We start from the raw sequence: 12722 nt of genomic DNA on the forward strand, positions 1-12722 counted from the left end.
CTCCTGGGCGCCCCCGCCCGCCCCCGGGGGGGGGGGGGGGGGGGGGGGGGGGGGGGGGGCTCACCGGCCTCGCGCTTCCGGGGGCGGGCGGGGGCGCCCAGGAGGGTGCGCAGTTCGTCGAGGAGCGCGATGTCGTGGACGGACAGTTCCCCCTCGCCGAGGGGGGTGAGCCGGGAAGCGAGCGCGCGGGCCAGGGTGCGCGCCTCGGCGGGCCGCAGCACGCGCCGGGCCCAGCGGGCGAGCCGGCTCTCGTCGGCCATGGCACCGAGGACCTGGCGCGGGGACACCTCGGGCCACCAGGCGTCGAGGAAAGCGGTGAAGTCGTCCTCGGCCGTGACGTCCTCGTCGAAACCGGCCCGCACCTCGGCCGCCAGTTCGGGGTCGTCGTGCCGGCGGCGGGCACCGGACTTGTCCCAGAGGGCGTCGAGCAGGAGTTTGCGGGCGCGGGGACGCATCAGGTTGACGGGCGCCGTCCCGCCGAGGACCTGCCGGCGTACGGCGGCGAGCTCGGTGGCGTCGAGTTCGACGCGCGCCCCGAACGCGACCACGCGCAGCCGCTCGGGCACGGGGGCGCGCAGGCCCAGGTCGAGCGCTCCGCGTGCTGCTTTGCGCAGCACCTTCACCATGCGCGCCGAGCCCTTGACGCGGGCGACGCGCTGCTCGTCGTACGTGGTGGCCGTGGCGCCCGCCGTCTCTTCGGCGAGGGAGCCCAGCGCGCGGATGGCGACCTGCCCCTCCTCACCGAGGGAGGGCAGCACACCTTCGGTGTAGGAGACGAGCAGCGGCGTGGGGGAGACGATCAGGATGCCTCCGGCGTAGCGGCGCCTGTCCTGGTAGAGCAGGTAGGCGGCGCGGTGCAGGGCGACGGCGGTCTTGCCGGTGCCGGGGCCGCCTTCCACCGCGGTGACGGAGGCGGCGGGCGCGCGGATCACCTCGTCCTGCTCGGCCTGGATCGAGGCGACGATGTCGCGCATGGTGTGGCCGCGCGCCTGGCCGAGTGCGGCCATCAGGGCGCCGTCGCCGACGACGGCCAGCGCCTCCCCGTCGAGCCGTGCCGTGACCTCGGGGCGCAGCAGGTCGTCCTCGACGCTGTTCACGCGGCGGCCCTTGCTGCGGATGACGCGGCGGCGCACGACGCGGCCCGGGGCGACGGGCGTCGCGCGGTAGAAGGGCGCGGCGGCGGGGGCGCGCCAGTCGATGACGAGGGGCGTGTAGTCGGCGTCGAGCACGCCGAGGCGGCCGATGTGCAGGGTTTCCGCGATGTCCGCGGTCTTGGCCGTCCCGGCCCCCCCGCCGCCGCCCGCGGCTGCGCTGTCACCGCCTGCGCCGTTGTCGGCTGCGCTGTCACCGCCTGCGCCGGCGTCGGTTACCTCGCGGACGGCGCCGTCGGCGGGCTCCACGGAGGTGTAGGCGCCGTCGGGACCGCGTTCGCCGGTCTTGCCTTCGAGCAGGTCGATACGGCCGAAGAGGAAGTCCTCGAACTCGCTGTTGAGGCGGTTGAGGTGGACGCCGGCGCGGAAGACCTGCGCGTCACGCTCGGCCAGGGCGCCGGGCGTACCGACCTGGGCGCGTTTGGAGGCGTCGTCCATGAGGAACTCGGCCTCGTGGATCTTCTCCTCCAGCCGCCGGTAGACCCGGTCGAGATGGCTTTGCTCCGCGCGGATCTCGCGGTCGCGGACGGTCTCTGGCTCCGCTCTGTGCTGCGCGTTCAACGCGGCGGCCCCCTTCTGCGTTCCCTAGGGCAGCCGTCAACCGTACGCGATTCCGCCCCGCCGGGCGCGCCCGATGACGCGGCGCGCACCTGTGCCCACGGCCCCCGTCACCGGACCCCGTGCGCCAGCGGGTGGCCCCGCAGGCGCACGCCGTGGTGGCGGCGCAGCCGACGGGTCTCCAGCAGGCCGAGGGCCGTCACGGTCACCGGGGCGCCGAGGATGAAGACGACGCCGAGTTTCAGGCCGAGCCCGTGGAGGTCGCCGGTGACCAGATCGGGGACGGCGGTCAGCCACGCGGTGACCATCGCGAGCACCGGCGGCAGGGCGCGGTGCACGGCGGCGGTGCCGAAGAAGTTGGCGTTCAGCCGTACGGCGGCGCAGCCCAGGAACGCCAGCAGCCACAGGCCCAGCGGGCCCAGGACCAGCACGAAGATCCCGGACATGGGCGCCACGCGCAGCACGGTGAAGGTCAGCAGCGCGGTCCCCACGAACCGCAGGAGCAGGTTCAGCGACCCCCACAGGGAGCCGCGCAGCGGCCGGATGGGTCCCCGGCTCCCCCACACTACGAGCAGCACGCCGACGGTCAGCGGCGTGACGACGAGCAGCACGAGCGAGGCGACCACCACGTTCTCCAGCGCCTCCTTCATGGAGAAGCCGCCCGCGACGACGGTGTAGACGCCCAGTGCCGTCACCAGTCCGGCGACGACACGGATGCGTTTCAGGCCTTCGACCAGGGGGTCGACCGGTTCCGGTATCCACGGCGGGTGGAAGACGACGCGCGCGGCGTTCTGCGGCCGTGCGAGTTTGCGCCGCCGTACGGCCCCCGGCTCGGGCCGGTGGCCGTACGCGCCCGGTCCGGGCCGCCCCTGACCGTAGGACGCGCCCGGTCCGGACCGCCCGTGACCGTGCGACGCGCCCGGTCCGGGCCCGTGGCCGTGCCCGCCGGGGGCCCTGTTGTTGCCGTAACCACCTTGACCGGTCACGTGATTCGCCCTCCCCCTGTCCGGCTGTGCCGTCCCCTGTCCGGCTGCGCCATGATCGGCAGGTGAGTCTAGGGGGCGGGCCGGGGCGCGGCGCTCACCCGGCAGTGCGGCCCAAGCGGTGCAGCAGCCGGGCCTGCGCCGAGGCCTCGCCAGAGAGCGGCCCGCCGCCCGGGGCGGCGAAGAAGCGGTGAGTGGTGGCGGGGTCGGTGGGGGTTTCCGCCAACCCCGCGTAGATCGCCTCCAGGTGGTCGGCGATCCAGCCGACGAGAGCGGGGTCGAGGGTGTCGTCCGTCCCCAGCGCCCGCGCCAGGTCCCAGGTGTGAACGGTGCTGTCCGTGATCCGTACGGCCAGCGCCTGCCGGCCGCCGACCCGACCGAGCGGGTAGTCGAGCGTGCGATCCAGCGCCCCGGGCCGGCCGAACGCCTCGGCGCACGCCTCGACGGAGCGGACGTAGGCGTCCACCGGTGCGTCGCCGAGCGCGTCCACGTCCCGGCACCGCAGGAAGTCCTCCGCGCTGCCGCCTTCGAGGAGCGTGACGTAGTTGAGGTTGCCCCGCGCCATGTGGTTGGCCAGTTGGCGCACGTTCCACTCGGTGCACGGCGTCGGCCGGCACCACTGCTCGGGCCGCCGCACGGCGCGGAGCGTGCGGGTGAAGCCCGCGCTCGCCGTGCGGAAGCGGTCGACAAGGCCGTCGAACCCATTGGTCATACGCCCCAGCGTGTCCGCCGCACGGGACGGGCACTGGCGGCTTACGGACGTCACGCTGCCTCCGGCTCCGCGCAAACCGCAGGGCCTACTGTGTCCCGTTATATTCACGGCATGGACTACGCCAGGATGCGGGAGATCGCCGAAGAGCTCGCGCAGTACTCCGAACAACTCGAAGGCACGTGGAACGTCGAGGTCGGCGCCTCGGGCCCCCTCCTCATGATGATGAGCCCCAGTAAGCGTCACGAGGGTACGGTGCGCAGGATCCGGGAGCAGCTGAACCGGCAACTGGTCGAGACCCACCCCGGCTACGTCTGCGAAAACGGCCCCGAGGTCGAGCATCCCGCTCTCCAGAGGATTCGCCGTCCGGATGCCGTCATCCTCCCCGAGACCGTACTCGACGAGGAAGGCTGGACCGTGGACGCCACCGAGGTGCTCGCGGTGATCGAGATCGTCTCCAAGTCGAACCCGGAAAACGACTACCGGGAGAAGATGGTCGAGTACCCGGCCATGGGCATCGCCCACTACCTCTTGGTCGACCCTCGGAAGGGGACGATCGAAATGCGGTCGAGTCCGGAGGGGAACCGCTACCAACACGCGGCCTCGTACATCTACGGCGATCCCGTGACCTTCGGCCCCTGGAAGCTGGACACCTCCGGGTTCCGCCGTTACCGCGAGCCGGGCGAGTAGCAGCCGGCGAACTCCGCCCACACCACCTTGCCGGGGTCCCGCTCCCCCACCCCCCACTTGTCCGCCAGCGTCTCGACGAGGAGCAGGCCCCGGCCCGACTCGGCCTCGTCGTCCGGGCACCCGACGCGGGGCGCGCCGTCGCCACTGTCGTGCACCTCCACGCGGAGCAGGCCGTCATGATCCAGCCAGATCATGACGCGGAACCCCCGTCCGGGCGGTACGCCGTGCAGCAGCGCGTTCGTCGCGATCTCGCTGACGCAGACGAGTACGTCGTCGCGCCGCTCGCCCACTCCCCAAGCGGTGAGCGCTTCTCGCACAAATGCGCGAGAACGGGGAATAGAGCGGCGCTCTCTGCGGTAGAAGTGCTCCCGGAAATGGGGCAGATGACTTTCCCGGTTCATGAGAGAACCGTCGCGCTTCGTGGATACCCTCACCAGAGGAAGAGGCCGTACAGCTCGGCTGTACGGCCTCGGCAAAAACTCAACCGGGCGTGGGTTGGGGAGAGACATGGCTATGCCACAGAAGAAGCGTCAGAAGAATGCGTCCGCCATGAAGATGGTCGGCCAGTTGCTGGCCAACTACCGCCGCGTGGCGGGCTTCACCCAGCGCGGGCTCGCCGAACAGGCGTGCGTCGACGAGGAGACCATCGCCTCCATCGAACAGGGCCGCCGCCCCCTCAAGAGCGATCTCGCGGAGCTGTTGGACGACATCCTCGGAACGAAGAACTCGCTGGCGATTGCCGTCGCCAACCTCCCCGAGATGGACAAGTACCCGCTGTGGGCCGAAGAGTTCATCGACCGAGAGCGCGAAGCGTTGGCCATCGATTGGTTCGAGAACCAGGTGTTGCCCGGACTGTTGCAGACGGAGGATTACGCCCGAGCGGTCTTTCGGAGCAAGGAGCCGCCGCTGGACGCGGATGAGCTTGAGGTCCAGGTCGCCGGTCGTATGGACCGGCAGAAGGTGCTCCAACGGAAGACTCCGCCCTCCGCGAGCTTCGTCATCTCCGAGGCCGTACTGCTGGATCGCCTCGGCGGTGACGCCGTGCGGCGAGGGCAATTGCGGCGCCTTCGGCGGGACGCGGATATCCCGGGACTGTCGATCCAGATCATGCCGCTGGGGCGCGAGAGCCACGCAGGACTCAACGGCCCCTTCGTCGTCTTGGAAACACCGGAGAACGAACTGCTGGGGTACATGGAGACGCAGCGCGGCAGCATGCTCGTCTCCGAGGCATACGAGGTCAGCATCCTCGTTCGGAAGTATGCGATGCTGCGCACTCAGGCTCTCAACATCGAAGACTCCCGGAGTCTGCTGGATCGGCTGCTAGGAGAGGCATGAGCAACGCACCGTCCACACCGGACACCGACGCCCTGACGTGGTTCAAGTCCAGCTACAGCGGTGACGAGGGCGGCGCTTGTCTCGAAGTTGCCTACTCCTGGCACAAGTCCAGCTACAGCGGCAGCGAAGGCGGCGCATGCCTGGAGGTCGCAAGTTGCTCGCACGCCGTGCACGTGCGGGACTCCAAGAACCTCGCCGGGCCCACCCTCGTCGTCTCCCCCACCGCCTGGGCGGCGTTCACCACCCACACCACCACCAACCGCTGACTCATCCCCCCTCAGGCAGTGACGCAGGCCCCCTGCTGCCGGGGGGGCTGCTCTACGCGGGACCGCTCGGTACCGCGTCGCCGCACGCCGCCCCACGGCGGCGGCGTGACACCCCCGGGCCGGCGAGCGGCAGCACCTGCCGGCTGAGCCCTAATTGCGGCTCAGTGTGCGGGTCACGCCCGCCACGACCGTCGTTGTCAGGATCCAGCCGACCGCGACAAGCCCGTACGCGAGCCCTTGTACGGCCCCCTCGTCCCAGTGCCAGCCGTCCCGCTGGCCGAGCCCGCCGATCGGCACCATGAGGTCGAGGGCGTACACGACGGGGTTGAACGGTGCGCCCTCGCCCTTCTTGTTCGGAACAGGGGTGTGCGCGGCGAAGACGGCCGAGCCGAGCAGTGTGAGCACCGCGAGCCAGATCCCGGCTATCCACGGCCGGTATCCGTACCCCACGGTGGCTTCGAGCAGCCAGCCCCAGGCCCGTCCGGCCGCACCGAGCGTCGACCGGCGCCGCCGCTCCCGCACGAGGAGCACACGGCGCGCCTCGTCCTCGTGCCCGGACCTCCGGTAGTGCGAGGCGAGTTGCTCGTACGTCTGCGGCGCGTAAACCCGCTCGTAGCGCAGCCATGCAAGCCGGTTCCTCACGTCCTCGCGGCGCGTGGCCGCGGTCTCGCCGAGCCAGTCGTACGTGAACCCGTCCAGGCCGAGCGTCGTGGGCCAGGCGCGGGGATCGTCCTGAAGACGGCTCGCGTGTGCGTTGCGCAGGTTCACGCCGCCCGCGGGCGGTCGGGCGAACCGCAGGTCGAGCGCCTCGGTCCGCATCCCCACGCACATGACCGACGAGCCGGACCCGGTGAGTTCCGCGTTCTGGAGGGAGACCAGGTCGTCCACCTGTGCGCCGCGCAGCCGTATCCGGCCGTCGGCCCGCAGGCCCTGGAGCCGCACGTTGGACGCCTTCACGGCGTCTCCGTGGAACGCGAACACGTCCGCCGCACCGACTGCGATCCGCGCCCCCCTCATCCACAGACCGCCCGGCAACTCAGCACCGGGGAAGCCGATCTCGCCCTCCGCGACGAAGCCGTCTTCGCAGAAGACGCCGCCCCGGACGACGAGCCCGCCCCCTTCCAGCGCGACCCGCCCCGGTGCGACCAGATGCGCCCCGTCGAGCCGTATGCCGCCCGCGATGTCGGCGTGTACCAGGTCCACGGCGCTCTCGGTGCCGTCGCGCTCGCCGATGGCCGACCGGCGCAGGTCGAGCCGTCCTCCGCACCGGGTGGTCGATGCCCTCAGCCCGGGCAGCGCGCAGCCGACGAAGGCCACGGCGAGTGTCGTCGCGCCCTCCAGGCTGACGACCTCGTCGAACCGGCACGCCTCGAACCGCACGGCCCGCCGGACCTCGGCTCCGTCGAGCCGTAACCCGCTTCCGACGCGGGCGTCGCGCAGGACGTACGGCTCAGAGCCCGCGCCCTCGTCGAGGATCTCGCGTCTGACGCTCTCGGCGTCGACGCTCCGTTCAGGGGTGGGCGACATGGAGCGCTGTGGAGGCGGTCCCGGCGGCGGGCCGGGGCGCGGGGGAAACGGTGGGAGTGGGGCCGGTGTCCATGAGACTCCTCGCAGTCCGTCCAGCAGGCGCGCGTCGCGGGCAACTTCCGCAACCGGAGCATTCCACACACGAGTCGCAAGCCCTTCATGCCCTCTGGCTGGTGGCTCTGCCCTCTGGCTGGTGGCTCGCCGCGCGGGCCGGCCGGCGTCGGCGGTCGGCCGCTCCGCGTGGCGGGAAAAGTTTCCCGTTCCCGTGAACTTTCCCCCGGCGCGCGCCGTCACATCTGATGCGCGCCCGGTGATCCCGTGACGGCGCGCCGGATTGAACCGGTGAACCCGCGTTCCCGTGAACCCAGTGCGAGCTTCGGCGGCAGGCGTCCGGCTTCACGCCCTCGACAGGCGGCGGAGCAAGCGCGCGCGTCGCCGCCGCGCGCAGCACCCCCCACAGAACGAACGCCATACCGCAGATGCGGAGCACTTCTTGATGACTGTCAGAAAGCCGAGCCGTAAGGTCGTTGCCGCCGTTGCCGGCGGCGGGGCGCTGCTCGTCGCCACCCCACTGGTCGCCCACGCCGTCATCTCGCACAACAACGCTCCTCCGAAAGTCGCCGCCAAGGGCGCCGCGCTGGTGGACGTGAGCGGCAAGGGCGGCACGTCGGTCTTCGCCAAGGAGGCCGACAGCGTCCGCCCGATCGCGAGCACGACGAAGATCATGGTCGCCTCCGTCGTCCTCGACACCGAGAACGTGGACCTGGGGCTCCGGGTTCCCGTCGCGCAGGCGTACCGCGACTATGTCAGCGAGCACCACGCCAGCACGGCTGACCTGCAGACCGGCGACAAGCTCACCGTCCGCCAGTTGCTCTACGCCGCGCTGCTGCCCTCGGGCGCCGATGCCGCCTACGCGCTGGCCGACACCTTCGGTGAGGGCGACACCCGGTCCCAGCGGGTGAAGTCCTTCGTCGGGAAGATGAACGCCAAGGCCGAGTCGCTGCATCTGAACAAGACGACGTTCTCCACCTTCGACGGCACGGGCAAGGACTCCAGTACCCCGCAGGAACTGGTGAAGCTGGCCCGGCACGCGATGCAGAACCCCGTGTTCCGGAAGGCCGTCAAGACCGAGAAGTTCAAGAGCGAGGCCCCGGCCGCCAACGGCCGCACCCGCTACTACACCTGGAACAACACCAACCATCTCCTCGGCGCGTACGACGGTGTCGTCGGCATCAAGACCGGGACCACCGCCAAGGCGGGCGAGTGCCTGGTGTTCGCCGCCACCCGTGGCGACAAGGAGTTCGTCGGCGCGGTCCTCAACAGCGACGACCGGTTCCAGGACGCGGCGAAGCTGCTGGACCGCGGCTTCGGGGCGGACGACGCGGAGGACATGAAGATCGAGGAGGAGCCGCCCGACGGCCCGCGGGACTGACGGCGGGCGGGTCGGCCCGGGTGGGGCCGGCTCGCGCGGAACTACCGGGATCCGGCGAGGACCGTGGTGACAGCCCGGTGCACGTCCGCCGCGTGGGGCGGGGCGCCCGTGCGGTCGGCGAACAGCAGGTGTGCGGCGCCGATCAGCGTGGGAGCCAGCACGTCGACCTCGGCGTCGGCCGCGACGCGGCCGAGGTCGCGTTCGGCGGCGAGGTAGGCGGCGATCATCGCCGTGGCCTCGGCGAGCAGCGGGACGCCCGTGGGGCGGGACGCGCGCAGCCTGGCTCGCAGTTCGTCGCGCGAGGTGACGAGGCCGACGATCGCGACGGCGACGGACTCGAACAGGGTCGTCAGCGCGTCCGTGAGGTTGTCGGCGACGGTGCGGCTCCCGGCCGCGTCGCACAGGGCGCGGCCCTGCGCGTCGAGCCGGGCGATGCGGTCGAGGACGAGTGCGGCGAGGAAACCGTCGAAGTCGGTGAAGTGCCGGTGCAGTACCCCCTTGGCGCAGTCGGCTTCCGTGGTGACGGCACGGCTGGTGAGCGCGCTGGGCCCCTCGCGGAGCAGGACGCGTTCGGCGGCGTCGAAGAGCCTGCCGCGTACGTCGCTCAGGTGCACTCCTGTCGGCACTCCGATCCCTTTCCGTTGCCTAGTGGGCATCTGCCCACTACGGTGGGCGCATGCCCACTCTACCGCCGGACGGCGCACAGTCCGCCACGCCCGCATCCCACCAGGAACGCCGGATGGCCGAGTCGTTCGGCTCGGACGCCGAGCGCTACGACCGGGCGCGCCCCCGCTATCCGACAGCGCTGGTGCGGCGGATCGCCACCGGCAGCCCGGGACCGTACGTGCTCGACGTCGGCTGCGGCACCGGAATCGCCGCCCGCCAGTTCCACGCGGCCGGATGCCGCGTGCTCGGCGTCGACGTGGACGCACGGATGGCCGAGTTCGCGCGGCGCGGCGGCGTGGAGACCGAGGTGGCGACGTTCGAGGACTGGGACGCGGCCGGTCGCGTGTTCGACGCGGTCGTCGCGGGCCAGACCTGGCACTGGGTCGACCCCGTCGCCGGAGCGGCCAAGGCGGCCCGGGTGCTGCGCCCGGGCGGCAGGCTGGCCCTGTTCTGGAACGTCCCCAGGCCCTCGCCCGAGGTCGCGGCGGCCTTCCACGAAGTGCACCAGCGGGTGCTGCCGAACGAGCCGCTCAACCAGTGGGCGAAGCCCGCCCTCGAAGGACACGTGGCGCTGCTCGCCCAGGCCGCCGACGGGATACGGCAGGCCGACGCGTTCGAGGAGCCCGAGGAGTGGCGGTTCGCGTGGGAGCAGTCCTACACGCGTGACGCCTGGCTGGACCAGATACCGACCAGCGGCGTGGCGGCCCGGATGCCGGCCGCCACACTCGAGGAACTGATGTCGGCGACCGGCGCCGCCATCGACGCCATGGGCGGCGCCTTCACCATGCCGTACACGTCGGTGGTGGTCACCGCGCGGCGGACCGGCGCCGACGGCTGAGCCTGCGCCGGCGGCTGAGCCCGTGCCGACGGCTGAGCCTGCGCCGACGCGAGTGCCGGTGCTCCCGGCGCGGGGTGCCGGTGCCGGTGTCGGTGTCGGCGCGGGTGCTGGCGCCTCCCCTCCCCCGCCCGGGCTACGGCGAGTCGCCCTCACCCGCTCCGCCGCCCGCTCCGTCGCCCGCGACGACCTCGTACGCCAACGCCACAAGATCGGGAACGGCCGGGTGGCCGGGCCCCTCGCGCCAGGCGAGGACCACCGGAACGGCCGGCGCGTCCACCAGCGGGCGGTAGACCAGCGAGGGGTGCGTGTGGTTGCGCGGGGTGGCCGTCGTGGACACCCCCACGGCGCGGTCCGCGGCGATCGCGATGAGCCACTCGTCGGTGTTGGTCACCTCGATGGCCCCGGGGGGCCGGGCCGTGGGCGGCCACAGGTCCATCGTCGTCGTACCCGAGACGGTGTTCAGAGCGATCGGGCGGGTGGCGAGGTCCGCCAGCGTCACGCGGGGCAGCGCGGCCAAGGGGCTGTCCGCCGAGACGACCGCCACCCTCTCCTCCCGCAGCAGCAGACGCGTGGCGATCCCGGGGGCGGTGACCGTGCCACGCAGCAGGGCCACATCGACCGCACCCCGCGTGAGTCCCGCGGTGGCGTCGTCGATCCGCCGCAGCTCCAGCGGCACGCCCGGATGCACCTCGTCCCAGCGGCGCATCAACGGCACGGTGTGGTCGCCGAGCGCCGCCCATGTGTGACCGAGACGCAGCGGCCAAGCCGTCAGCCCGCGGGGGTCGAGAGCGACCTCGACCGCGGCGAGGGCCGCCGCGGCCTTGTCGCGGAACACGCGCCCCTCGGCGGTGAGTTCGAGGTGGTGCGTGGACCGGTCGACGAGGCGGGTACGCAGATGGTCCTCGAGCTGGCGCAGGGTGCGGGAGAGCGCGGGCTGCCCCACGTGGAGGCGGGCGGCGGCTCGGGTGACACTGCCCGCCTCGGCGATGGCGAGGAAGGCACGCAGGTGGCGCAGCTCCATGGTCATGCCTCCCGAGCATAACCGCTGCGGAATCGGCATTTCACCCGGCTTGGATGAATCCCTAGCGTGAAGGCCATGACCTCCACCGCGCCCGACCCCGCCGCCGCGACGTCCCTGCCCGCACCCGGCCCCGTAACCGCGCCCGCCTCCGCCGTCTCGCCCACACCCACGCCCACGTCCGCCTCCGGCGGGGACCCCGGGGGCCCCGAGGGCTCCAGGGGCTCCGGCCCGGCCGCCACCTCCGGGCCGGAGGCGGCGGCCGGGCCGGAGGCTGCGCCTGTCCGCGTGCATGTCGGCGGGACCACGGGGCGCGGCAGCCTCGCCGGTGTCGGCCTCGTGCTGGCCGGGACGGTGTCCGTCCAGTTCGGGTCGGCCTTCGCCGCGCTGCTCTTCCCCCGGGCCGGCGCGCTCGGCACGGTCGCCCTGCGGATCGTGCTCGCCGCCGTCCTGCTGCTGGTCGTCACCCGGCCCCGGCTGCGCGGCTACACCCGTGCCGACTGGGCCGTCGTCGGCGGCTTCGGCCTCGCCCTCGGCGGCATGAACATGCTCTTCTACCAGGCGATCGACCGCATCCCCCTGGGACCGGCCGTCACCCTCGAAGTGCTCGGGCCACTGCTGCTGTCCGCCGTCACCTCGCGCCGCGCCACCGGCCTGCTGTGGGCCGGTCTCGCGCTGGCCGGCGTCTACCTGCTCGGCAGCGGCGGCTTCGACCAGCTCACCCTCCCCGGCGTCGCCTTCGCGCTGGGCGCCGGGGCGATGTGGGCCGCCTACATCCTGCTCAACGCCCGCGCGGGCGCCCGCTTCCCCCGCTTGGACGGCCTCGCCATCGCGATGACCGTCGCCGCGCTCGTCAGCCTGCCGCTCGGCGTCACCTCCGCCGGCGCGACCCTGGTCGAACCCGGCGTGCTCGCGCTGGGCCTGGCCATCGCGGTGATGTCCTCGGGCGTGCCCTACACCCTGGAACTGCTCGCCCTGCGCCGCCTGCCCGCGGCCACCTTCGCGGTGCTCACGAGCCTGGCACCGGCCGTCGCCGCACTGGCCGGATACCTGGTGCTCCACCAGGGCCTGTCACCGGCCCAGTGCGCCGCGATCGCGATGGTGGTCGCCGCGAGCGCGGGAGCGGTACGGACCGGCAAGCGGTGACCGCGGTCCGCCCGGCGAGGTGGAGGCGCCGGCCCTCCCGGGCGAGAGCGAGCAGTTCGGGGACGGGCCGACCCACGACCCGTGCCGCGCGCCCGCGGCGGACATCCCACCGGACCGGACGCCGAACACCCGAGCGGACCCGAACGGACCCGAAGGGACCCGAACGGCAGTGACACGGCTGGGGGTCAGCGTTCGGGTGTAGTGCGCACGAGGGCGTCCCACGAGGCCATGGCGGCGTCCACCACCGCGAGGAGATCGTCCCGCGAGGCACCGTCCCGTGACTGGACGGAGAGGCCGAAGAGGACCGTCGCGTAGAACGCGGCGAGGGCGCGGGTGTCCGTGCCGGCCGGTACGTCGCCCTCCGCGACCGGATGGACCGCGGCGTCGCGGAGCGAGCGCTCCA

General features: G+C 72.5%; 13 protein-coding genes and 1 pseudogene. 6 read left to right on the forward strand and 8 right to left on the reverse strand.

Features of this window, described 5'->3' with window-relative positions; all coding sequences use genetic code 11:
• From AB8Z75_RS24305 to AB8Z75_RS24315, 3 genes are all read right to left on the reverse strand, one after another.
• A partial coding sequence (locus AB8Z75_RS24305) for a helicase (protein WP_369205428.1) occupies positions 1 to 1712 on the reverse strand: 1712 nt, incomplete at its 3' end.
• A 107-nt stretch (positions 1713 to 1819) separates the two neighbouring features.
• Complete coding sequence (locus tag AB8Z75_RS24310) at positions 1820 to 2695, reverse strand: hypothetical protein (RefSeq protein ID WP_369205430.1); 876 nt, start codon at positions 2693 to 2695, stop codon at positions 1820 to 1822.
• A gap of 94 nt (positions 2696 to 2789) precedes the next feature.
• Entirely contained in the window at positions 2790 to 3404 is a 615-nt protein-coding gene (locus AB8Z75_RS24315; protein ID WP_369205432.1) for a TIGR03086 family metal-binding protein, read from the reverse strand.
• A 111-nt stretch (positions 3405 to 3515) separates the two neighbouring features.
• Here AB8Z75_RS24315 and AB8Z75_RS24320 point away from each other — a divergent pair, with 111 nt between their 5' ends.
• Positions 3516 to 4091: a Uma2 family endonuclease gene (locus tag AB8Z75_RS24320; protein WP_369205434.1), complete on the forward strand. Its 576-nt coding sequence runs from the start codon at positions 3516 to 3518 to the stop codon at positions 4089 to 4091.
• Here AB8Z75_RS24320 and AB8Z75_RS24325 read toward each other — a convergent pair.
• Positions 4070 to 4492 (reverse strand): ATP-binding protein, encoded by a 423-nt coding sequence (locus AB8Z75_RS24325; protein WP_369205435.1) that lies wholly within the window; start codon positions 4490 to 4492, stop codon positions 4070 to 4072. The two genes, AB8Z75_RS24320 and AB8Z75_RS24325, sit on opposite strands and share 22 nt — an antisense overlap.
• 112 nt (positions 4493 to 4604) lie before the next feature.
• Between AB8Z75_RS24325 and AB8Z75_RS24330 the strand changes: the two genes are divergently transcribed.
• Both AB8Z75_RS24330 and AB8Z75_RS24335 read left to right on the forward strand, forming a co-directional pair.
• Positions 4605 to 5426, forward strand: a complete 822-nt coding sequence (locus tag AB8Z75_RS24330; protein WP_369205437.1) for a Scr1 family TA system antitoxin-like transcriptional regulator — start codon at positions 4605 to 4607, stop codon at positions 5424 to 5426.
• The gene (locus AB8Z75_RS24335; RefSeq protein ID WP_369205439.1) at positions 5423 to 5692 is read left to right on the forward strand and encodes a DUF397 domain-containing protein; all 270 of its coding nucleotides are present in this window, start codon (positions 5423 to 5425) and stop codon (positions 5690 to 5692) included. Before AB8Z75_RS24330 ends, AB8Z75_RS24335 begins: the two co-directional genes overlap by 4 nt.
• 150 nt (positions 5693 to 5842) lie before the next feature.
• On the opposite strand, the gene AB8Z75_RS24340 is transcribed toward AB8Z75_RS24335, so the two are convergent.
• Positions 5843 to 7219: an oxidoreductase gene (locus AB8Z75_RS24340; RefSeq protein ID WP_369205441.1), complete on the reverse strand. Its 1377-nt coding sequence runs from the start codon at positions 7217 to 7219 to the stop codon at positions 5843 to 5845.
• 496 nt (positions 7220 to 7715) lie between these two features.
• On the opposite strand from AB8Z75_RS24340, the gene AB8Z75_RS24345 reads away from it, so the two are divergent.
• A complete protein-coding gene (locus tag AB8Z75_RS24345; protein WP_369205443.1) occupies positions 7716 to 8651 on the forward strand; it encodes a D-alanyl-D-alanine carboxypeptidase family protein in 936 nt (311 codons plus the stop codon).
• 41 nt (positions 8652 to 8692) lie between these two features.
• On the opposite strand, the gene AB8Z75_RS24350 is transcribed toward AB8Z75_RS24345, so the two are convergent.
• The gene (locus tag AB8Z75_RS24350; RefSeq protein WP_369205445.1) at positions 8693 to 9277 is read right to left on the reverse strand and encodes a TetR/AcrR family transcriptional regulator; all 585 of its coding nucleotides are present in this window, start codon (positions 9275 to 9277) and stop codon (positions 8693 to 8695) included.
• A gap of 50 nt (positions 9278 to 9327) precedes the next feature.
• Here AB8Z75_RS24350 and AB8Z75_RS24355 point away from each other — a divergent pair, with 50 nt between their 5' ends.
• Positions 9328 to 10155, forward strand: coding sequence for a class I SAM-dependent methyltransferase (locus AB8Z75_RS24355; protein ID WP_369205447.1), 828 nt, complete (start codon positions 9328 to 9330; stop codon positions 10153 to 10155).
• 133 nt (positions 10156 to 10288) lie between these two features.
• On the opposite strand, the gene AB8Z75_RS24360 is transcribed toward AB8Z75_RS24355, so the two are convergent.
• On the reverse strand, positions 10289 to 11182 hold the full coding sequence (locus AB8Z75_RS24360) for a LysR family transcriptional regulator (protein WP_369205449.1): 894 nt from the start codon (positions 11180 to 11182) through the stop codon (positions 10289 to 10291).
• A gap of 69 nt (positions 11183 to 11251) precedes the next feature.
• On the opposite strand from AB8Z75_RS24360, the gene AB8Z75_RS24365 reads away from it, so the two are divergent.
• The gene (locus tag AB8Z75_RS24365; RefSeq protein ID WP_369205451.1) at positions 11252 to 12319 is read left to right on the forward strand and encodes an EamA family transporter; all 1068 of its coding nucleotides are present in this window, start codon (positions 11252 to 11254) and stop codon (positions 12317 to 12319) included.
• Between the two features lie 185 nt (positions 12320 to 12504).
• Here the strand turns inward: AB8Z75_RS24365 and AB8Z75_RS24370 are convergent.
• Positions 12505 to 12722 (reverse strand): annotated as a pseudogene (locus tag AB8Z75_RS24370) (TetR/AcrR family transcriptional regulator); the annotation flags it as partial.

The organism is Streptomyces sp. PU-14G (assembly GCF_041028275.1).
Taxonomy (GTDB): domain Bacteria; phylum Actinomycetota; class Actinomycetes; order Streptomycetales; family Streptomycetaceae; genus Streptomyces.

Coding starts and splice junctions, on each gene's coding strand:
- AB8Z75_RS24330 (WP_369205437.1), top strand. CDS start 4,605: ATGCCACAGAAGAAGCGTCAGAAGAATGCGTCCGCCATGAAGATGGTC.
- AB8Z75_RS24340 (WP_369205441.1), bottom strand. CDS start 7,219: ATGTCGCCCACCCCTGAACGGAGCGTCGACGCCGAGAGCGTCAGACGC.
- AB8Z75_RS24345 (WP_369205443.1), top strand. CDS start 7,716: ATGACTGTCAGAAAGCCGAGCCGTAAGGTCGTTGCCGCCGTTGCCGGC.
- AB8Z75_RS24355 (WP_369205447.1), top strand. CDS start 9,328: ATGCCCACTCTACCGCCGGACGGCGCACAGTCCGCCACGCCCGCATCC.
- AB8Z75_RS24325 (WP_369205435.1), bottom strand. CDS start 4,492: ATGAACCGGGAAAGTCATCTGCCCCATTTCCGGGAGCACTTCTACCGC.
- AB8Z75_RS24315 (WP_369205432.1), bottom strand. CDS start 3,404: ATGACCAATGGGTTCGACGGCCTTGTCGACCGCTTCCGCACGGCGAGC.
- AB8Z75_RS24365 (WP_369205451.1), top strand. CDS start 11,252: ATGACCTCCACCGCGCCCGACCCCGCCGCCGCGACGTCCCTGCCCGCA.
- AB8Z75_RS24360 (WP_369205449.1), bottom strand. CDS start 11,182: ATGACCATGGAGCTGCGCCACCTGCGTGCCTTCCTCGCCATCGCCGAG.
- AB8Z75_RS24335 (WP_369205439.1), top strand. CDS start 5,423: ATGAGCAACGCACCGTCCACACCGGACACCGACGCCCTGACGTGGTTC.
- AB8Z75_RS24320 (WP_369205434.1), top strand. CDS start 3,516: ATGGACTACGCCAGGATGCGGGAGATCGCCGAAGAGCTCGCGCAGTAC.